General features: G+C 54.5%; 14 protein-coding genes. 5 read left to right on the top strand and 9 right to left on the bottom strand.

The features are described from left to right. Positions 1 to 35: 35 nt before the first annotated feature. The 4 genes from cobT to cobS form a co-directional block, all read right to left on the bottom strand. Positions 36 to 1,916 carry a cobaltochelatase subunit CobT gene (gene cobT, locus ACZ1G5_RS15735; RefSeq protein WP_472733738.1) on the bottom strand — a complete coding sequence of 627 codons (1,881 nt, stop codon included), beginning with the start codon at positions 1,914 to 1,916 and terminating at the stop codon, positions 36 to 38. Positions 1,917 to 1,988: 72 nt separating this feature from the next. Continuing rightward, the gene (locus tag ACZ1G5_RS15740; RefSeq protein WP_472733739.1) at positions 1,989 to 2,354 is read right to left on the bottom strand and encodes a hypothetical protein; all 366 of its coding nucleotides are present in this window, start codon (positions 2,352 to 2,354) and stop codon (positions 1,989 to 1,991) included. A gap of 94 nt (positions 2,355 to 2,448) precedes the next feature. Beyond that, positions 2,449 to 2,823, bottom strand: a complete 375-nt coding sequence (locus ACZ1G5_RS15745) for a hypothetical protein (RefSeq protein WP_472733740.1) — start codon at positions 2,821 to 2,823, stop codon at positions 2,449 to 2,451. Positions 2,824 to 2,972: 149 nt separating this feature from the next. Continuing rightward, positions 2,973 to 3,959 (bottom strand): cobaltochelatase subunit CobS, encoded by a 987-nt coding sequence (gene cobS / locus ACZ1G5_RS15750; protein ID WP_472733741.1) that lies wholly within the window; start codon positions 3,957 to 3,959, stop codon positions 2,973 to 2,975. Positions 3,960 to 4,161: 202 nt separating this feature from the next. On the opposite strand from cobS, the gene msrB reads away from it, so the two are divergent. Together msrB and ACZ1G5_RS15760 are read left to right on the top strand one after the other, a co-directional pair. Beyond that, entirely contained in the window at positions 4,162 to 4,617 is a 456-nt protein-coding gene (msrB, locus tag ACZ1G5_RS15755) for a peptide-methionine (R)-S-oxide reductase MsrB (RefSeq protein ID WP_472733742.1), read from the top strand. 352 nt (positions 4,618 to 4,969) lie between these two features. After that, a complete protein-coding gene (locus ACZ1G5_RS15760; RefSeq protein WP_472733743.1) occupies positions 4,970 to 5,485 on the top strand; it encodes a hypothetical protein in 516 nt (171 codons plus the stop codon). 46 nt (positions 5,486 to 5,531) lie between these two features. Here ACZ1G5_RS15760 and ACZ1G5_RS15765 read toward each other — a convergent pair whose 3' ends face one another. After that, positions 5,532 to 6,167: a DnaJ domain-containing protein gene (locus ACZ1G5_RS15765; protein ID WP_472733744.1), complete on the bottom strand. Its 636-nt coding sequence runs from the start codon at positions 6,165 to 6,167 to the stop codon at positions 5,532 to 5,534. Between the two features lie 78 nt (positions 6,168 to 6,245). Here ACZ1G5_RS15765 and ACZ1G5_RS15770 point away from each other — a divergent pair, with 78 nt between their 5' ends. Then, entirely contained in the window at positions 6,246 to 6,497 is a 252-nt protein-coding gene (locus ACZ1G5_RS15770) for a BolA family protein (protein ID WP_472733745.1), read from the top strand. Here the strand turns inward: ACZ1G5_RS15770 and ACZ1G5_RS15775 are convergent, their stop codons facing one another. From ACZ1G5_RS15775 to pepN, 4 genes are all read right to left on the bottom strand, one after another. Then, on the bottom strand, positions 6,498 to 6,914 hold the full coding sequence (locus tag ACZ1G5_RS15775) for a DUF4177 domain-containing protein (RefSeq protein WP_472733746.1): 417 nt from the start codon (positions 6,912 to 6,914) through the stop codon (positions 6,498 to 6,500). An 86-nt stretch (positions 6,915 to 7,000) separates the two neighbouring features. Then, entirely contained in the window at positions 7,001 to 8,512 is a 1,512-nt protein-coding gene (gene gatB / locus ACZ1G5_RS15780; RefSeq protein WP_472733747.1) for an Asp-tRNA(Asn)/Glu-tRNA(Gln) amidotransferase subunit GatB, read from the bottom strand. Positions 8,513 to 8,585: 73 nt separating this feature from the next. Then, a complete protein-coding gene (locus tag ACZ1G5_RS15785; protein ID WP_472733748.1) occupies positions 8,586 to 9,455 on the bottom strand; it encodes a 1-acyl-sn-glycerol-3-phosphate acyltransferase in 870 nt (289 codons plus the stop codon). A 102-nt stretch (positions 9,456 to 9,557) separates the two neighbouring features. Continuing rightward, positions 9,558 to 12,110 carry an aminopeptidase N gene (pepN, locus tag ACZ1G5_RS15790; protein ID WP_472733749.1) on the bottom strand — a complete coding sequence of 851 codons (2,553 nt, stop codon included), beginning with the start codon at positions 12,108 to 12,110 and terminating at the stop codon, positions 9,558 to 9,560. A gap of 125 nt (positions 12,111 to 12,235) precedes the next feature. On the opposite strand from pepN, the gene ACZ1G5_RS15795 reads away from it, so the two are divergent. Both ACZ1G5_RS15795 and ACZ1G5_RS15800 read left to right on the top strand, forming a co-directional pair. Next, positions 12,236 to 12,391, top strand: coding sequence for a DUF2256 domain-containing protein (locus tag ACZ1G5_RS15795; RefSeq protein WP_472734360.1), 156 nt, complete (start codon positions 12,236 to 12,238; stop codon positions 12,389 to 12,391). Between the two features lie 94 nt (positions 12,392 to 12,485). Then, positions 12,486 to 14,630: a malate synthase G gene (locus ACZ1G5_RS15800; RefSeq protein WP_472734361.1), complete on the top strand. Its 2,145-nt coding sequence runs from the start codon at positions 12,486 to 12,488 to the stop codon at positions 14,628 to 14,630. Positions 14,631 to 14,644 lie beyond the last annotated feature (14 nt).

The following is a 14,644-nucleotide window of genomic DNA, read 5'->3' on the forward strand; positions in this document are numbered from 1 at the left end:
CAACTTTCTATGTCCAATCAAACTTCCGCCGGAGGCTAACCTGCCTTCCGCATTCCCAAAACACGGGCGCGTTTGCGCGGATCACTATCAAAAAGGCTGGCCAACTGCTCGGTCATCGCACCAGCCAGTTGTTCAACGTCTGTAATGGTCACCGCGCGCTCATAATAACGGGTCACATCATGGCCAATCCCAATCGCAACCAGCTCAACCGCCTTGCGCTTTTCAACCATCGCGATGACATCACGCAGGTGTTTTTCCAGATAATTCGCAGGGTTAACGGACAAAGTTGAGTCGTCAACAGGCGCGCCGTCTGAGATTACCATCAGAATTTTGCGCTGCTCTTGGCGGCCAATGATCCGGCGATGCGCCCATTCCAACGCCTCGCCGTCGATGTTTTCCTTCAGCAGTCCTTCTTTCATCATCAACCCAAGATTGGGTCGGGTTCGCCGCCACGGTGCATCGGCGGATTTGTAGATAATATGGCGCAGATCATTCAGCCGGCCGGGCGTCGCTTCGCGCCCATCAGCCAGCCATTTTTCACGGGACTGTCCGCCCTTCCAGGCCTTGGTCGTAAAGCCCAGAATTTCGACCTTCACATCACAGCGTTCCAACGTGCGGGCCATGACATCCGCACAAATGGCGGCGATGGAAATCGGGCGACCCCGCATGGAGCCGGAGTTGTCGAGCAGCAGCGTTACAACCGTATCGCGGAAATCGGTGTCTTTTTCGACCTTGAACGACAGCGGCGTTGTGGGTGAGGCAACAACCCGCGCCAAGCGCCCCGCGTCGAGGATGCCTTCCTCGCGGTCAAACTCCCACGACCGGTTTTGTTGCGCTTGCAGGCGACGTTGTAGTTTATTGGCCAGCCGCGACACAGCCCCCTTTAACGGTTCCAACTGTTGATCCAAATAAGCGCGCAGGCGTTCCAATTCCACTGGCTCCGCCAAATCTTCGGCACCGATCTCTTCGTCGAACTCGACTGTTGATACCTTATAGTCAGGATCAGCATCAGACACCGGCTGCGGGGCAGGCGGCTCTAGCGGGGCCTCACCCTCGGGCATTTCGGCCTCTTCACCCATCTCGGCATCTGCCTGATCATCCATGCTGACTTGCGCTTGGCTGGCATCTTGTTGATCTTCCTGAGATTGCTCTGGTGTACCTTCGGCCTCTTCGCCCTCGCTGTCGTCTTCGCCGGTGCTATCAGGCTCATCCTGCTGATCGTCGCTGCCTTCTTCGGCTTCGTCTTCCTGATCATCGTCAAGACTGTCGGGGTCATCACCCAACTGATCGCCATACCCCATGTCGCTGATCAACTGACGTGCAAATTTCGCAAATGCCTGCTGGTCGTTCAGCGTGTCTTCAAGGCTGTCCAGCGTTCCGCCGCAGTGATCCTCAATAAACCCGCGCCACAACTCCATCACGTTGTCGGCCCCTTTGGGCAGATCGCGGCCTGTCGCCAGATGGCGGATCAGATAACCAGCTGCAACCGCCAAAGGCGCGTCTGAGGCTTGGGCGATTTGGTCGTAGCCTTTGCGCATGGCTTCGGTACCGATCTTGACATCGATATTGCCCGCAGTACCGGGCATGTACTCAGCGCCCACCGCCTCAATCCGGGCGGTTTCCATTGCTTCATAGAGGTCTTGGGCCATCTGTCCTTGAGGCATGTAGCGAGCAGAGACTTTAGGATCATGGAATTTGTGGCGCAGAGCGAAAGCATCTGCGGTGCCGCGCGCCAAAAGGACTTCATCTCGCGTCATGCGCCGGGACACTTGGGGCAAGCGGATCGTGTCAGAGGTTTGCCCCGCAGGATCAACCGAATAGGTGACCGCCAACTCAGGGTCATCCGCCATTACTTTGGTCGCTTCGGCCAACGCTTTTTTGAAAGGATCGGCTGGGTTGTCGGATGGTTTGTTCATGGCGGGGTCCTTTGCTCCGCCACAAACTAGAACTCAGCAAGGGTAAAGACCAGTCCCCGAGCGCTGCAATTCCTATTCGTCGACGAATTCGGGTTCCTCAAATGTGATCCCGGCCTCTGGGTCGATTTCGAACGGCTCTTCGGCCAAAGCATGCAGCGTCACCAGGTCCGCGGCTCCCGGCAGAAGCGCACCGTTCTCATCCACAAATGCCAGACGGGGACGGAAGGTTTTACCGCCTAGTTCGATTTCACCTTCATCGAACAGATACGCCAGTTCTGTCACAATCCCTTCGACGTTGGCTTTGGCCATCTCCTCGCTCATGTTTTCGGCGAACAGCGGTAGTAGCGTATGGGCGATCAAGGTCGATGCTGTTTCCGCCAGATCCTCATGGCTGACCACATAGTCGTCAGGCAGCGGGGTTCCGATCTTCATTTTCATGGAATGGCTCCGGTCCAAATAAAATTTCGTGGTATCATTCCTAGAAAACCGGCTGGAGTATGACAAGCTCGTGGCATTTCTGAACAGATTGAACTTAACTTAACAAAAGCCCCGTGCACTCGCGTTCATAAAGGGTTGCTTGTTCCCGGGCCCAAGCTGCGTCAGTCGCATCTTGATTGAATGTGGCGCGGGTCAATAGTACGCCCTGCGCCTGTTTTCCGGTCAATCTCCAGCTCAATACCTGTCGGCCCATGTCTGGCTCCATGACTGCCGATATCAATTCCAGCACAGTTTCTCTTTGGGCTTTGGTTCGTTCGGACGCATCGCCGTCAAACATCCACTGGTACTCCATAACGGCAGACAGGCGGCCAGCACAGGTCGCGAAGGTTCGCAGCTGCGCATGATCTTGGGCTCGCAATGCAGGGGCGAGTGAAAGCAAAACTGCACAAGAGGCAAGAAAAGTGTTCATACTGCATGTAAACCGGGCAATGTGGCGAAATTATAGCCCAAATTATTTGCTACGTACGAAAATTTGGTTGTGCCGACTGATGGCCACAGCAAAACGAGGCCCTGCTGCAAGGTCAGCAGGACCTCAAAAACGACGCTTTAGAAATTTGATCAGCCGAGGCTGAGGCTCGCAGCGCTTTCTGGCAGTTCCTCGTCAAAGCACCGCTGATAGAATTCAGCGACGGTCTGACGTTCAAGCTCGTCACACTTATTCAGGAACGACAGGCGGAAGGCATAGCCGACATCTTGGAAGATACGCGCATTCTCTGCCCAAGCGAGGACGGTGCGTGGCGACATAACCGTTGATAGGTCACCATTCATGAACGCCGTACGCGTTAGGTCTGCGACCGTCACCATCTGGCTGATCTGCTTGCGTCCCGGCTCTGTATTAAAGTGCGGGGATTTCGACAGGATGATCGCCGCCTCCGCATCATGGCTGAGGTAGTTGAGCGTTGCTACCAATGACCAGCGGTCCATTTGCGCTTGGTTGATTTGCTGCGTGCCGTGATAAAGGCCTGTTGTGTCACCGAGCCCAACCGTGTTTGCTGTAGCGAACAGGCGGAAATAGGGGTTCGGTGTGATGATTTCGTTCTGATCCATCAGTGTCAGCTTACCATCGGTTTCCAGCACACGCTGGATCACGAACATGACGTCCGCACGGCCTGCATCATATTCATCAAATACGATGGCCACAGGGTTGCGCAAAGCCCAAGGTAGAATGCCTTCATGGAATTCGGTGACTTGTACGCCGTCGCGCAGTTTGATGGCGTCCTTGCCGATCAGGTCGATCCGGCTGATATGGCTATCCAAGTTTACGCGTACAGCAGGCCAATTCAGGCGGGCCGCGACCTGTTCAATATGCGTCGACTTACCGGTGCCGTGATACCCTTGGATCATCACCCGGCGATTATAGCCAAAGCCCGCAAGGATCGCCAAAGTCGTGTCGGGGTCAAACTTATAGGTGCTGTCGATCTCGGGCACGCGGTCAGAGCGATCTGCAAAACCTTTGATCTTCATGTCGCTGTCGATGCCAAAGACTTCACGGACCGAGATTTCTTCGGTTGGTTTTGCTTGCATGTCCGTCATACCGTCCGCCATCTTGAGGCCCTTTATAAATCGCCGCGTATCGTTTCCTCGGAAATGCAACATAACGCGAGGCGCTGCAAGGGAAAGGGCGCAATTCATCTCACACGCGCAGCAAATGACAGTCGATCACATGCGCGTGGTTTCGTGCCTTTGTGCTAGGCGGGTTGCGGGCGGTGCGCATATATATATCGCAAAGCTAAAGGATATTGTCATGATGAACCGCCGTACATTTACTTTGACCGCGTTGGCAGGCGCTGTCGCACCTGCCGCACTTCAGGCCCAGCAGTTTGAAGTCACCCGCACCGAAGCGGAATGGCGCGCAATGCTGACCGCGGCGCAGTACCGTGTCATGCGTGACGAGGGCACAGAGCGCGCGGGAAGCTCGCCCTTGGACAAGAATTATGCAGATGGCACCTATTTTTGCCGCGGCTGCGATCTGGCGCTGTATCCGTCAGCAACAAAGTATGACAGCGGCACAGGTTGGCCCAGCTTCTATGATAACCTACCTGGCGCAATCGGGACGAAGCCGGACCGGAAGCTGTTACGCGTGCGCACGGAAGTTCATTGTCGACGTTGCGGGAGCCACCTTGGGCACATCTTTGACGATGGCCCGCAGCCGACCGGCAAACGGCACTGTTTGAATGGTGTGAGTCTCGTCTTTCGCGCCTGATATTTGCGGAAAAGTCCGCCGCGACCGACCATGAGCGATTCTAATGGTTAACAAAACGTAGCCAGAAATCTGCTGTTTTTTTGGACAAGTGCCTTAACAAAGCGTAAATGCGCCGACTTTATCGTTTCTGTATTGGAATAAATGGTAGGGAAAACCTTACCTTAGTCCAAGTTAACGCTACCAATTGCTGGTTTGTTCTTGAGAATGAGAACAGTTTGTGGCAATTTCTTGCCTATAGAATAGTTTTTTGTTGTGATGTTTCGCACAGACCATTGACCGGCCAAAAGCGTACACATCACGAACTAACGAGTTATGGGGGATAAACGCTATGTTCGCGCGTTTTGCAGAAAAAATGTACCTGACTAAAGGCGAGAAATCTTTTGCTATCGCTTACGCCGCTGTCATCGCAGTGACAGCGGGTATCACGATGATGATTGTCTCGGGACTTGAAGTGGCGAATGCCCAGCCCAAGCAATCCATGGTTTTTGTTGCCTGGACGATCCTTGTTGGCGGGGCCAGCGGTGGCGTGGCTTTGTACCTTGCACGCGGCTGGATGGGCCGTGCCGGAGCGATGGGTTTCGCACGCGCTGCTGTTGGCAGTGTGGCGGTCGCGTTGATCGCTGCGGTTGGTGCGGGACTGCTGATCATGCCGCTGTCTGGCGCAGTCTACGCACCCGTATTGCTGGTGTCAGAGTTTATCGCCAAACCTTGGTTGGCCGCTGCTTGGTTTGTGGTACTGATCGGCGCTCATTACCTGATGGGCTTTCTTGCTGAAGAACGTGCTTTTGGGATTGGACGCGCAACAGGGAACCGCGCAACGGACCGGTTGAGCACTTTGTCGCGGGCGCAACTTTACCACCGCGACTGATAGCGAAGTAAGAGTTGTTAGAAGTAAAGGGCGCCTTGGGGCGCCCTTAATCTTTGTCGCGGAAGTTACGGCTGACTTTAATCTGATCCCAAGCCCAAACAACTTCTGACAATTGTTCTTCTTGGCTGCGGTCACCGCCGTTCATATCCGGGTGCAGCACTTTGATCAGGGCTTTATAAGCCTTGCGAATTTCTTGTTTGGACATGTTGTCCTTGGCTTCCAAAATCTCGATAGCACGCCGTTCCGTTGGCGGTAGCTTGCGCCCCGCAGCCGCACCACGGCCAGGATTGCGCGTTGCGTTTTCTCCCAGAACTTGATGCGCATCGTCAACACCAAGCCGCGCCCATGCGGCTTCTTCTACCGTGCGCTTGAATGGCTTTGTCGGTCGTTCCCAAACACGGTCGCTATCCATTTGCGCGGCCAGCTCAGCCTCTGAAGTGCTGTCAAAGAAATTCCATTTGAGGTTATATTCGCGGACGTGCTGTTGGCAGAACCAAAAGAAGTCATCCAAAATATCGGGTGACTTTGGTGCGCGATATTTACCAGCTTCTTCACATCCCTCATGGTCGCAAACCCGTGTGGATGTTTCGGACGCACCCGACATACCGCGCCGTCCACGCGGATTCTTTTTCTTTGAACTCGACACTGACATGTCAAAACCAAAAGGATCATCTTTCTTCATGATGCGTCTCGCCTTTTCGACTCGGAGAAGTAACTTTAGACTCTGCAGCGAGAGATTGAAGAGGGCAGCTTAAAAATAATGACACTTGAAACAGAAATTCGTGACGCGCTGGGCGACCTTTCGCCAGAGCACCTAGAGGTCCTGAACGAAAGCGCCTTGCACAGTGGACATGCAGGCGATGATGGATCGGGCGAAAGCCATTGGCGGGTTGTCATCAAGGCCGCATCCTTGGACAACATGTCGCGGATTGGCCGCCACCGCGCCGTTCACGCCGCACTGGGCAAAGATATTATTGGGCGCATTCACGCCCTCGCTATCGATATTCAGTAACTACTCGGCTGCCAGGTCGGTCTTTTTGTCGGTTTCCGGCTTTGGATCCGTATCGATCTTTGGTGCATCCTTCGGCTCCGCCTTGGGTGTCGCCACGAGTTTCTTTTCGATCAGACGTTCCTCACCTGTTTTGGGGTGGGGTGCGGTGACGACAGGCTCTGGAGCAGGCTGAACGGTTTTTGTGGCATCTTTTGTGCGTCGGAACACAAGCATGTTCTGATAAACGGTTGTCTTGCTCATCAATCCTTCGCGCTGCTCGCTCGGCAAAGTATCCGCGCGCTGGTATTCCCAACCATCGGCAGCCAGTTCATTGATTGCTGTCTGCAATGCGTTGGCAAAGCGATCTTCAGCAGTTTTTACGCCGCGCGCCTTAAGTCCACGCACCGGCGCTGGAACGACTTTATATTCAAAGGTCATGGCCTCACCCCACTATTCCACCGGCATGGTGTATCAAACCTGAAGGTTTGTGCCAATGCATTCCATCGTTGCCTGAATGGCAGGGCTCAGAGCCCGAGCTTCGCCGTCACAATCTGGTTTACGGCCCCAGGGTTGGCTTTCCCACCCGTAGACTTCATGACTTGGCCCACAAACCAGCCCACCAACTTTGGATTGGCTTTCGCCTTTTCAACCTGCGCGGGGTTGGCGGCGATGATTTCTTCGACTGCGGTCTCGATCGCCCCGGTGTCGGTGACCTGTTTCATGCCTTCGGTTTCGACAATTTCGGCCGGATTGCGGCCCGACGTGTAGCAGATTTCAAATACGTCTTTCGCAATTTTGCCGTTGATGTCGCCGTCTTTAATCAAGCCGATCAGTTCGCCAAGCTGCTCCGCTGACACCGGACTGTCTTCGATATTGTGGTCTTCTTTCTTCAAACGTCCGAAGAGTTCATTAATCACCCAGTTTGCGGCAAGCTTTCCATCGCGGCCTTCGGCAACTTTCTCAAAGTATTCGGCGTTCACAACCTCCGCTGTCAAAACAGAGGCATCATAGTCTGACAGGCCGAAATCACTGATAAAGCGCGCCTTCTTTTGATCCGGCAGTTCAGGCAATGTTGCTTTGATATCATCGACCCAGCCCTGCTCAATTTCCAATGGCAATAGGTCAGGGTCAGGGAAATAGCGGTAGTCGTGTGCTTCTTCTTTTGATCGCATCGAACGTGTTTCATTCTTGTCGGGATCATAGAGGCGTGTTTCCTGTACGACCTCTTGCCCATCCTCAATTAGCGCGATTTGACGACGCGCCTCATAGTCGATGGCCATCTGAATAAAGCGCATCGAATTCATGTTCTTGATTTCGCAGCGTGTCCCAAGATGGCCGAAATCCTGGGTTTCCTGATAACGCTCATAGTCGCCCGGCTTGCAGACCGAGACGTTCACGTCTGCACGTAAGTTTCCGTTCTGCATGTTCCCGTCACAGGTGCCCAGATAGCGCAGGATTTGACGTAGCTTCAAAACGTAGGCAGCGGCCTCTTCTGGTCCACGAATGTCTGGGCGGCTGACAATTTCCATCAAGGCAACGCCGGTTCTGTTCAGATCCACAAATGACATCGCGGGGTCCATGTCATGAATGGACTTACCCGCGTCCTGTTCCAGATGGATCCGCTCAATACGTACTTTGCGGGCCATGCTATCGCCCATCTCGACAAGCACTTCGCCTTCGCCGACGATCGGATGGTAAAGCTGTGAAATCTGGTAACCCTGCGGCAAGTCCGGGTAAAAGTAGTTCTTGCGATCAAATGCAGAGGAAAGGTTGATTTCGGCATTCAAACCCAGCCCGGTTTTGACTGCTTGTGCCACACATCCTTCGTTGATCACAGGCAACATGCCCGGCATGCCGGCATCCACGAAAGCGACATTGCTATTGGGCTCAGCGCCAAACAATGTGGAGGCGCCTGAAAACAGTTTCGCGTTTGTGGCGACTTGCGCATGTACTTCAAGACCAATGACAAGCTCCCAGTCGCTGGTCGCACCTGCGATCACTTTTGGGGCGGGGGCATCATAGGTCAGATCAAGCATGGCGCGCTTCCTTTTGTCTGCGTTGCCTTCATGTAAAAGAAGGCGCAGGCAGCTTCAAGGCGGCATGACATCTCTAGTCGGGGTGGGGGGTGCGCATCCAGGCGCGTGACGCGGTAACAAGATTCACAGTGGGCGCGTGCTTGCCGCCCAATGCCAAGGTGGCACGCCGCAGCATCTCAATTCCCTCGTCGGAGTGACGCGGGATGGATGCCGCGGAAATTGGTTCACCAACAGTCACTTTGAACGGCTGACGGTCCTTGTTCAGTGTTTCATGGAACAAGGTGATGTCGCGAAGTGTCGGGTGGATCAGATCGAATAGATAAAACAGTGCAGAATTACGCGCTTGGATGTTGACCGGGATCACTGGCAAATCGAACTTGCGGGCAAGCATCGCTGCCGATGCCATCCACGGGCGTTCATGCAGTCGCAGTCTGCGCCGTTTGGCAAGACGGCCAGATGGAAAAATCACCCCAAGACGGCCCTCTTGCGTTGCCGTGCGCACATAAGACATTGTCTCGCGGGTTTTGGCGTGGCTGCGCTGTTCGGGGCGCCATTCGACGGGCGCTATCATCGTCTCCATCTGAGGAAAGACCCGCAGGATATCGCGGTTGGCGAAGAAATATGCGTCGGGACGGGCAGCACAGATCAAACCATTCAAAATGATACCATCGGCGATCCCCGTCGGATGATTGGCAACAATCAGGGCAGGACCATGTCCTGGGATTTGCCCCAGTCCACTGACCACGACCATTTTTGACAACCGATCGGCCATCGCGCCCATAATCTTTTCGGACGGTGCATCCTGAAGCGATTTGGCGATATCGAGCGTGGTGTTATATCCAAGAATGCGGTTCAGGCACCGCTTAGCGATGCGTGTTCCGGGGCGATCACTGTAAAGCCACGGGGCGCGTTCAGCGATCAGCGGGTCAATGCGATGTTCCATGCTGCTTGAATGCACCCGGCAACGTAACGGTGCCATGACAAACGTATGACACTCCGCCAACGGCAAAACCTTGCAGCATTTGCTTATCTAGTTCGGCAAAAACTAGCCCAATATGCGCGTCACCATTTCGCTGGTATCACGGGATAAGTCGGGCGCTTGTGCAATTCGGGTCAAGGCCGCGCGCATTTTCTTTTGCCGATCAATATCATAGCGTTTCCAAGTATCGAAAGCAGTCGACATGCGCGCCGCGGTTTGCGGGTTCAGCTGATCAAGGCGGATCAGCCAGTCAGCAAGCAATCCGTAAGCATCGGCTGATTTATGATGAAATCCTGCGGTGTTTGCCTTCAATCCAACAAAAACGGCGCGGAAACGGTTTGGATTTTTGATATCAAAAGCGGTATGTGCCGTCAGACGTTCCGCAATCGTCGCGGCCTCATGTGGTGGCGCAAGACTGACCTGTAAGCCGAACCATTTGTCCATCACAAGGCGGTCATGCTGCCACTGCGTCTCAAAGGTCGCCAGTTCTGGCGCACCTTTCGCGATTTGCAGCAAAGCACGCAACGCGCCCAGTTGCTGGGTCATATTGTCGGCCGTTGCAAACTGCTTCGTTGCCTGTTTTCCGCCGTCAAGCTTGCTGATCAGAGAGAGGATAGCATTCCCAAGCGCACGTTTCCCTGCCGGACCGGCATCGGGCGCATAGGGGCCGGTGACGACCATATCAGCATAAATGCGCGGCAAAAGGTCCTGCATATGCTGCGCAATATGCAACTTTAGCGTTTCATGTGTTTGATTTATCGCCGTTGGGTCCGGGACGTGCCCACTGTCAAAAATTGCTTGTGCGGTATCTTCTTCGCTGGGAAGGTGCAGGACCAATGCCCGAAAAGCGGGGTCAAGGGTATCGTCGCGCAGCACAGCCGCGAGCGCATCTAGGAAGGCCGTGTCTGGGGTCGCATCGTGGTGCACCATATCGACCAGCATCTCTTGGGCTAATTTGCGGCCTGCCTCCCATCGATTAAACGGATCGCTATCATGTGCCAGGATCACGGTGCGGTCTGCGCGCGTGAGGGCATCGTTCACCAACACCGGGGCGGAAAAGTTGCGCAGAATTGAAGGGATGGGTTTGTCGCTGAGACCATCAAACGTGAACGTCTGCTTGGCGTCCGTCATTTCGAGAACAGTTGTCGACAGGACTTCGTTGCCTGAAGGATCCAATAGTCCCAAAGCAATGGGTAGCACCATAGGTTTCTTCTCTGACTGGCCCGGTGTTTCCGGTGTTTCTTGCTGTAATTGCAGCGTGTAGGTGCCGTCGGAAAAATCATCTTGCACCGTCAGACGCGGCGTCCCGGATTGGCTGTACCACAAGGCGAATTGGGTCAGATCACGGCCGGTCGTGTCGGTGAAGACTTGCAGCCAATCTTCAATCGTCGCGGCGTCGCCGTCATGGCGATCAAAATAGAGGTCTAACGCCTTGGCGTAGGCGTCATCACCCACCAACAGCTTCAACATACCGATCACTTCGGCGCCTTTTTCATAGACAGTCGCCGTATAAAAGTTGTTGATTTCAACAAAGCTCTCGGGCCGGACGGGGTGCGCAAGCGGTCCATTGTCCTCGCGGAACTGATAGGCGCGCAGCACCATCGCGTCATCGATACGTTTGACTGCGCAGCTGCGCAGATCGCTTGTAAATTGTTGATCGCGAAAAACTGTCAGACCTTCCTTCAGGCACAGCTGGAACCAATCGCGGCAGGTGATCCTGTTGCCGGTCCAGTTGTGAAAATATTCATGCGCAATGATCGCCTCTATCCGTTCAAAATCCGCATCTGTCGCAGTTTCGGGCGAGGCCAGAACAGCAGAGGCGTTAAAAATATTCAGTCCCTTGTTTTCCATCGCTCCCATGTTGAAGTCATCGACCGCAACGATGTTAAAGATATCCAGGTCATACTCGCGCCCGTAGACATTCTCATCCCACACCATCGACTTTTTTAGCGCCTCCATACCAAAGGCGCATTTTGCCTCGTCACCACCTGGGCGGACCCAGATGTTGAGGTCAACCGACCGGCCAGATCGTGTGGTGAAACTGTCGGAGTGTGAGACGAGATCACCAGCGACCAACGCAAAAAGATAAGCTGGTTTGGGCCATGGATCATGCCACTCGGCCCAACCTTGGCCCGCGCTGGTGGGGTTACCGTTTGACAAAAGAACGGGCAGATCGCTTTCGATCCGGACAGTAAAGACCGCCATGACGTCGGGACGGTCAGGGTAGAAGGTGATTTTGCGAAAACCTTCCGCTTCGCATTGCGTGCAATACCTGTCGTTCGACATATAAAGACCTTCGAGTGCCGTGTTGGTACTTGGGCTGATCTCGACCTCTGTCTCAAAAATAAACGGGGTGTCCGGAACATCGCACTGCAATCCGTCTGCACTGAGATCAGGCGAGACGCTTTGTCCGTCGATCGTTGCGCTGATGAGTTTGATATCGCTGCCATGGAGGAAAAACGCGGTGTCCTTTACGTCTGGGTTCGGCCGAAAGGCGATCCGCGATGTCACCCGTGTAGCGGTTGTATTCAGGCGAAACGTCAGATGTACCTCGTCCACCAGATAGGCGGGCGGCGTGTAGTCGCGAAGATAGATAGTCTGAGGTGCTGCATCTTTCATTGGATGATCCTTGCTTTGGCTCTGCCACGGTAGAGCGCCTTGGAGTGACGCGCTACCGCCTATCCCAGAGGCACGCAGAAACTTGCAATGATCTGTCGGCGCTTTACCTCTTGCGCATGCCCAAGATGCGCCGCAAGGCTGACCTTCCCCAAAAGACCTGTGCGACCTGCGGTCGCCCATTTGGCTGGCGCAAGAAATGGGCACGGGTTTGGGAAGATGTGCGCTATTGTTCGGAGCGCTGCAAATCGGAACGAAAGTCATCCGCAACAAATTCGCAGTAGGCTTGTTGCCTATCGGAAACATTCGCTCTACCTCATGCGCGAAGCGGCTTGTGTGCCGCAGTATGCAGCCGATGTCAGGGAGGGCTTTACAGTGATGGATCGCGTCGAAAGAAACGGCTTAAAGGTCGCGGTAGAGTTATCTAATTTTATTGAAGAAAATGCTATAGTTGGTACTGGAATTGATAGTGCCAAATTCTGGTCCGGGTTTGCCGATGTTGTCGCTGAAATGACGCCGCGCAACCGGGCCGCATTGGCAAAGCGCGATGACTTGCAGACCCGGATTGATGAATGGCACGTAGCGCGGCGTGGTCAGGCACTTGATCGCACAGCGTATGAGGCTTTCTTGCGCGAGATCGGATATTTGGTGGACGAAGGTGCAGACTTCACCATCGATACCGCGAATGTTGACCCAGAGATCGCAACGGTCCCCGGGCCTCAACTGGTTGTCCCGATCACGAACGCCCGTTTTGCGCTCAACGCTGCCAATGCCCGATGGGGCAGCCTCTATGATGCATTTTATGGCACTGACGCGATGGGTGTGCAGCCGCCCAAGGGCGCTTATTCGCGCGGACATGGCGCCCGTGTTGTCGCACGTGCCCGCGTTTTTCTGGATGAGGCATTTCCAATTGCGGGGTCCAGTCATGCTGACGTGTCTCGGTACTACGTGCGCGATGGTGCGCTGCTGATTGATGACAACCCGCTGCGTGAGCCCGGAAAATTTGTGGGATATCGGGGCAACCCCAAAGCGCCGGACGCGATACTTCTTAAAAACAACGGTTTGCACGTCGAACTGATCTTTGATCGGGCACATCCTATTGGCAGTCGCGATCAGGCGCTGTTGGCAGATGTGAGATTGGAAAGTGCTGTCTCGGCTATCATGGATTGCGAGGACAGCGTGGCCTGCGTCGATGCTGCGGACAAAGTCGAAGCTTATGCAAATTGGCTCGGGTTGATGAAAGGGAATCTTTCTGCCGAGTTCCAAAAGGGCGGCCAAACCATGACGCGTCGCTTGGCGGACGACATTGCCTATGTGGCCGCAGATGGTGGTGGTCTCACATTGAAGGGCCGGGCGTTGTTGTGGATCCGCAATGTTGGGCATTTGATGACGAACCCAGCTATTCTTGATGAAAACGGGAATGAGGTCTTTGAAGGCCTGATGGACGCGATGATCACTGTGCTGATCGCGATGCATGATCTGAAACGGGACGGTGGCAACTCTGCTTTGGGGTCGGTTTATATCGTAAAGCCGAAGATGCATGGGCCCGAAGAAGTGGCACTGACCAACGACATCTTTGGCAAAGTCGAAGATGTGCTGGGTTTGCCCCGCAATACAGTCAAAATCGGAATCATGGACGAGGAGCGCCGCACGACGGTGAACCTCAAGGAGTGTATCCGCGCGGCCAAATCCCGCGTGGCGTTCATTAATACCGGTTTTCTGGATCGGACTGGCGACGAAATTCATACCTCAATGGAGGCGGGTCCATTTAGCCGAAAGGACTTTATCAAGCGCAAACAGTGGATTGGCGCTTATGAGGATCAGAACGTCGATATTGGTTTGGAATGCGGTTTTTCCGGCAAAGCCCAGATTGGCAAGGGCATGTGGGCGATGCCTGACATGATGGCGGCGATGCTGGAGCAGAAAATCAGCCACCCGCAATCGGGTGCCAATTGTGCCTGGGTGCCCAGTCCCACGGCAGCCACGCTGCATGCGTTGCATTATCACAAGGTCGATGTGATGGCGGTGCAGCAAAAGCTGCTTAAGAGTGGACGCCGCGCTTACGTGTCGTCGATCCTTGATATCCCGCTGGCGCAGTATCAGCGCTGGTCGGACGCGCAAAAGATCAAGGAAATCGAGAACAACGCGCAAGGTATCCTTGGCTATGTCGTCCGTTGGATTGATCAGGGTGTCGGGTGTTCCAAAGTTCCTGACATCAATAATGTTGGCCTGATGGAAGACCGCGCCACTTGCCGCATTTCCAGCCAAGCGCTCGCGAACTGGTTGCACCACGATGTTGTGAGCGAGGCGCAGGTGATGGAGGCGATGCGCAAGATGGCCGCAGTGGTTGATGGCCAAAACGCAGATGATCCAGTCTATCGTCCGATGGCACCAGACTTTACTGGGATCGCGTTTCAAGCGGCTTGTGATCTGGTCTTTAAGGGGCGTATCCAGCCGTCGGGCTATACTGAGCCCGTCCTACATCAGCGCCGGTTGGAACTGAAATCGCAGCGCAATCACTGAAACATTGGAGAGTC

This window comes from Yoonia sp. JB2-21, from assembly GCF_055693545.1.

What these genes read in the sequence shown, in the direction of transcription:
- cobT (WP_472733738.1), bottom strand. Translation starts at nt 1,916, where the DNA reads ATGAACAAACCATCCGACAACCCAGCCGATCCTTTCAAAAAAGCGTTG.
- ACZ1G5_RS15740 (WP_472733739.1), bottom strand. Translation starts at nt 2,354, where the DNA reads ATGAAAATGAAGATCGGAACCCCGCTGCCTGACGACTATGTGGTCAGC.
- ACZ1G5_RS15745 (WP_472733740.1), bottom strand. Translation starts at nt 2,823, where the DNA reads ATGAACACTTTTCTTGCCTCTTGTGCAGTTTTGCTTTCACTCGCCCCT.
- cobS (WP_472733741.1), bottom strand. Translation starts at nt 3,959, where the DNA reads ATGGCGGACGGTATGACGGACATGCAAGCAAAACCAACCGAAGAAATC.
- msrB (WP_472733742.1), top strand. Translation starts at nt 4,162, where the DNA reads ATGAACCGCCGTACATTTACTTTGACCGCGTTGGCAGGCGCTGTCGCA.
- ACZ1G5_RS15760 (WP_472733743.1), top strand. Translation starts at nt 4,970, where the DNA reads ATGTACCTGACTAAAGGCGAGAAATCTTTTGCTATCGCTTACGCCGCT.
- ACZ1G5_RS15765 (WP_472733744.1), bottom strand. Translation starts at nt 6,167, where the DNA reads ATGAAGAAAGATGATCCTTTTGGTTTTGACATGTCAGTGTCGAGTTCA.
- ACZ1G5_RS15770 (WP_472733745.1), top strand. Translation starts at nt 6,246, where the DNA reads ATGACACTTGAAACAGAAATTCGTGACGCGCTGGGCGACCTTTCGCCA.
- ACZ1G5_RS15775 (WP_472733746.1), bottom strand. Translation starts at nt 6,914, where the DNA reads ATGACCTTTGAATATAAAGTCGTTCCAGCGCCGGTGCGTGGACTTAAG.
- gatB (WP_472733747.1), bottom strand. Translation starts at nt 8,512, where the DNA reads ATGCTTGATCTGACCTATGATGCCCCCGCCCCAAAAGTGATCGCAGGT.
- ACZ1G5_RS15785 (WP_472733748.1), bottom strand. Translation starts at nt 9,455, where the DNA reads ATGGAACATCGCATTGACCCGCTGATCGCTGAACGCGCCCCGTGGCTT.
- pepN (WP_472733749.1), bottom strand. Translation starts at nt 12,110, where the DNA reads ATGAAAGATGCAGCACCTCAGACTATCTATCTTCGCGACTACACGCCG.
- ACZ1G5_RS15795 (WP_472734360.1), top strand. Translation starts at nt 12,236, where the DNA reads ATGCGCCGCAAGGCTGACCTTCCCCAAAAGACCTGTGCGACCTGCGGT.
- ACZ1G5_RS15800 (WP_472734361.1), top strand. Translation starts at nt 12,486, where the DNA reads ATGGATCGCGTCGAAAGAAACGGCTTAAAGGTCGCGGTAGAGTTATCT.